At 66.5% G+C, this 4,025-nt stretch carries 6 protein-coding genes; 3 read left to right on the forward strand and 3 right to left on the reverse strand.

Annotation, left to right across the window (positions count from 1 at the left end; genetic code table 11):
- From DM995_RS17950 to DM995_RS17960, 3 genes are all read right to left on the reverse strand, one after another.
- A partial coding sequence (locus DM995_RS17950; RefSeq protein ID WP_198669465.1) for a GGDEF domain-containing protein occupies positions 1 to 515 on the reverse strand: 515 nt, incomplete at its 3' end.
- Between the two features lie 92 nt (positions 516 to 607).
- On the reverse strand, positions 608 to 1,261 hold the full coding sequence (locus tag DM995_RS17955) for a GGDEF domain-containing protein (protein WP_232824530.1): 654 nt from the start codon (positions 1,259 to 1,261) through the stop codon (positions 608 to 610).
- A gap of 130 nt (positions 1,262 to 1,391) precedes the next feature.
- On the reverse strand, positions 1,392 to 2,018 hold the full coding sequence (locus DM995_RS17960) for a GGDEF domain-containing protein (protein ID WP_157973314.1): 627 nt from the start codon (positions 2,016 to 2,018) through the stop codon (positions 1,392 to 1,394).
- 272 nt (positions 2,019 to 2,290) lie between these two features.
- On the opposite strand from DM995_RS17960, the gene purE reads away from it, so the two are divergent.
- From purE to DM995_RS17975, 3 genes are all read left to right on the forward strand, one after another.
- Positions 2,291 to 2,764, forward strand: a complete 474-nt coding sequence (gene purE / locus DM995_RS17965) for a 5-(carboxyamino)imidazole ribonucleotide mutase (RefSeq protein ID WP_286164969.1) — start codon at positions 2,291 to 2,293, stop codon at positions 2,762 to 2,764.
- A gap of 5 nt (positions 2,765 to 2,769) precedes the next feature.
- Positions 2,770 to 3,855: a 5-(carboxyamino)imidazole ribonucleotide synthase gene (locus DM995_RS17970; protein ID WP_116970586.1), complete on the forward strand. Its 1,086-nt coding sequence runs from the start codon at positions 2,770 to 2,772 to the stop codon at positions 3,853 to 3,855.
- A partial coding sequence (locus DM995_RS17975) for a dihydrofolate reductase (RefSeq protein ID WP_198669466.1) occupies positions 3,852 to 4,025 on the forward strand: 174 nt, incomplete at its 3' end. The genes DM995_RS17970 and DM995_RS17975, both read left to right, overlap by 4 nt.

Consider the following 4,025-nt stretch of genomic DNA (forward strand, 5'->3'; position numbering starts at 1 on the left):
ATGCCGAGCCCGAACGGAAGCCCGCACAGCAGGATGGCGAATTCCTCGCCGCCGACGCGCCCCAGCAGATCCCGGGGTCGCAGCGCGGCGCGCAACGTGGACGCGACCAGCCTCAGCGCCTCGTCGCCGGCCGCATGGCCATGCTCGTCGTTGATCGCCTTGAAATGGTCGATATCGGCCAGCAGCACGCAAGCCGGCGCCTCGTCGGCATAGGCGGCGGCGTCGCGATAGAATGCCGCGCGGTTCATCACGCCCGTAAGCTCGTCCCGGCTGGCGCGCGCGAGCAGATCGGACTGGGTTTCGAGCAGCTGGGCGGCAAGCCGGCCGTTGGCCTCGATCTGCCGGACCAGCACGATGCTGATCGTCGCGGTCACTGCAGCGGGCGAGATGACGGCGAAGGCCCAATATGGCCAATCGACGCGCTCGTGCAGCGCATGCACCATAGCCTCGAGCCCCGCCAAAGTCATGACGACTCCAAATGCGACGCAGAACAGGATCTTCCTGAGCGGACTCATGTAATGCTGCTTAAGGCCAAACCCTTAAGACTAGACAAACACTTGGAGACCTGCCCTGAAGAGCCCCGGCCGCTGGGTTTATGCTGTTCGGTTCAATCCGAGATCATGACGCGATTACGGCCATTGCGCTTGGCGCTGTACATGGCCTGATCGGCCTGGGCGAGCGCGACGTCGAGCGACATGCCCGCGGCATAGCTGGCGACGCCGACAGAGATCGACAGCGCGACCGGCGAACCGTCCGCGGCCCGCATGCACAATCCGGCAATGGCGCCGCGCGCGCGTTCGGCAATGGCCAGCGCCAGCGGCATTGGCATGCCCCGCAACAGGATCGCGAATTCCTCTCCGCCGACGCGGCCCAGCAGATCGTCGGGGCGCAGCGCCGCCTGCAGGGTCGAAGCGACCAGCCTGAGCGCCGCGTCGCCGAGCGCATGGCCATGGCCGTCGTTGATGGCCTTGAAATGATCGATATCGGCCAGCAGCACGCTGGCCGGCGCATCGCCGTCATAGGCTTCGGCATGGCGATAAAAGGCCGCCCGGCTCAGAACGCCGGTCAGATGATCGCGGTCGGCCTGGGTCATCAATTCGCGCTGCGCGACGAGCAATGCGAGGTTGAGCCGCTGATTGGCCTCGGCCTGGCGGACCAGGACAAGGCTGACCGGGGCCGATACGAACACGGGACAGGCCATGGCAAAGGCCCAGTAGATGAATTCGATCGGCTCACCCGTCGCCAGGACAAGCGCCTGCATCGCCACAAGCGTGGCAACGACACTGAACGACACGGAAAGAAGGACCTTCTGCCACGGTTGCATGTAACGCGCTGTAAAGCAAAAGCCTTAATACACCGCAAATGCCCGGATTTGGCGGGGCTAGTGCGTCTCAGCGCGCGGCGGCGCGCGACCGCTTCACCCGGTACATATGGCTGTCGGCGCGGGCGAGCACCTTTTCCGCCTCGTCATCGGGGTGGATGAAGGCATGGCCAAAGGTGGCGGACAGGCTGCTCGCCGCTTCGCCATGGCCGATCTGGCAGGCCGAAATCCCGGACGTCAGCTGCGCGACCTTGTGCTCGACATCGCGCTCGCTGATCGCGCCCAGGATCAGCGCGAACTCGTCGCCGCCGATCCGCGCGACGACATCGGTCGAACGCACATTGGCGAGCAGGACGTTCGCGACGCAGCGCAGCGCCTCGTCGCCGGCGGCATGGCCGAAGGTATCGTTGATCAGCTTCAGGTCGTCGACATCGACGAACAGCAATGCGGCGCGGCTCTGGTACCGCTGGCAGTGCGCGATCGAGCTCGCCACCGCCTGCTCGAAATAGCGGCGGTTGAACAGCGGGGTCAGCGTATCGCGGCAGATTTCGTCCTCGAGCTGGCGCACGCGCGCGCTCAACAGCGCGTTCTGATGCTTGAGGTCCGCGCACAGCAGGGCAAGCTGCTCGTGGCTCAGCGCCACGTCTGCCTGGGGTGCTTGTCCACCCGGGCCGCCCTGCACATCGGTCATCTTCATGTTGGTGCCTGCAATTGTCCCCGGCGCGGTCCCTTGAGCGGTCGGCATAGCAAGCCGGGGCGGGTCAGGCATGATCAAAATGCCGTTAACCATGTATAATTTGTGCACAAGCGGGACAGTTGCCCCCGTTCTGACGCGATGTTGCTTTTCGTGTCCAGGGTGATTGCGGGTGTCAGGCTTTGCCTTTAAGACCCGGGCGGGACCAGCAATTACGCGGAGAGACATGCGTGGCCGAGCCACTTGAAACGCCCGACCGCCCAGCCAAAGCACCGATCCGCGTCGCCATCATCATGGGCAGCCAGTCGGACTGGGAGACCATGTCGGGTGCTGCCAACGTGCTCGACGAACTGGGCGTGGCGCACGATTGCCGCATCGTCTCGGCCCATCGCACACCCGACCGGCTGGTGGAGTTTGCCAGGGGTGCCGTCGATTCGGGCTTCGAGGTGATCATCGCGGGCGCGGGCGGCGCGGCGCATCTGCCGGGCATGGTCGCAAGCATGACGCGGCTGCCGGTGCTGGGCGTGCCGGTGCAGAGCAAGGCGCTGAGCGGAATGGACAGCCTGTTGTCGATCGTCCAGATGCCCGGCGGCATTCCGGTCGGCACGCTGGCCATCGGCCCGGCGGGCGCAAAGAATGCGGGGCTGCTGGCAGCCTCGATCCTGGCGCTCAACGATCCGGCGCTAGCCGGTCGGCTCGAGGCCTGGCGTGCGGCGCAAAGCGATTCGGTGGGTGAACGCCCGGCATGAGCGCGATGATACCTCCCGGCAGTACCATCGGCATCATGGGCGGAGGGCAGCTCGGGCGGATGCTCAGCCTCGCCGCCGCGCAGCTCGGCTATCGCTGCCATGTCTTCGCGCCCGAAGCGACCAGCCCGGCGGGCGAGGTTTCGGCCGAGACGACCAGCGCCGACTATTCGGACAGCGAAGCGCTCGCCAGCTTCGCCCAGGCCTGCGATGTCGTGACCTACGAATGGGAGAATGTCCCCGTCGCGCCGCTCGATGGCATAGCGGACCTCGTGCCGCTGCGCCCCTCGCCGCGCGCGCTCGAGGTCGCGCAGAGCCGGATCGACGAGAAACGCTTCGTCGCCGAGCTCGGCGGGCGCACCGCGCCGTTCGGCTTTGCCGAGACGGAGGGGGACGTCGCCGCCGCGATGGCGGTGGCGGGATGCCCGGCGATCATCAAGTCGAACCGCATGGGCTATGACGGCAAGGGCCAGGCGCGTGTGATGCCCGCCGACGACCCGGTGGCGCGCTGGCACGAGGCGGGCGGGGTGCCTTCGATCATCGAGGGTTTCGTGACCTTCGAGGCGGAGTTCTCGGTGATCCTCGCACGCTCACCCCAGGGTGAGATCCGCTTCTGGGACAGCGCGGAAAATGTCCATGTCGCAGGCATTCTCGACCTGTCGAGCGTGCCCGCGAGCGCTGCGATCGAGGCGCAGGTCCCTGCCGCACGCGCACTCGCCGCGAAAGTCGCGGAAAAGCTCGATTATGTCGGCGTGCTGACGCTCGAGTTCTTCGCTACGGCGGACGGCCCGGTGTTCAACGAAATGGCGCCGCGCGTCCACAATAGCGGCCACTGGACGATCGAGGGCGCGTTCACCAGCCAGTTCGAGAACCATATCCGCGCGATCTGCGGCCTGCCGCTCGGCGAGACCGCGCTTGCCTGCCACGCTGCCCAGATGCGCAACCTGATCGGCGAGGCGGCGCATGGCTGGCCGGAACTGCTCTCCGATCCCGCCAACCATCTGCACCTCTATGGCAAGCACCGCGCGCTGCCGGGGCGCAAGATGGGGCATGTTACGCGCATCACGCTGGAACCTTCAGGGGCGGCATCATGAACCATCCCGAGATCTTCCTCGTCCTCGCCCGCGCGCGCAGCGGCGTGATCGGCGCGAACGGCACCCTGCCCTGGCACCTGCCGCCGGATCTGCGCCATTTCAAGGCGCTGACCCAGGCACGGCCGATGATCATGGGCCGCAAGACCTTCGACAGCCTGCCCGGCCTGCTG

This window comes from Blastomonas sp. UPD001, from assembly GCF_003426715.1.
In the GTDB taxonomy this organism is placed as follows: domain Bacteria; phylum Pseudomonadota; class Alphaproteobacteria; order Sphingomonadales; family Sphingomonadaceae; genus Blastomonas.

Coding starts and splice junctions, on each gene's coding strand:
- DM995_RS17955 (WP_232824530.1), bottom strand. CDS start 1,261: ATGCAGGCGCTTGTCCTGGCGACGGGTGAGCCGATCGAATTCATCTAC.
- DM995_RS17960 (WP_157973314.1), bottom strand. CDS start 2,018: ATGAAGATGACCGATGTGCAGGGCGGCCCGGGTGGACAAGCACCCCAG.
- DM995_RS17970 (WP_116970586.1), top strand. CDS start 2,770: ATGATACCTCCCGGCAGTACCATCGGCATCATGGGCGGAGGGCAGCTC.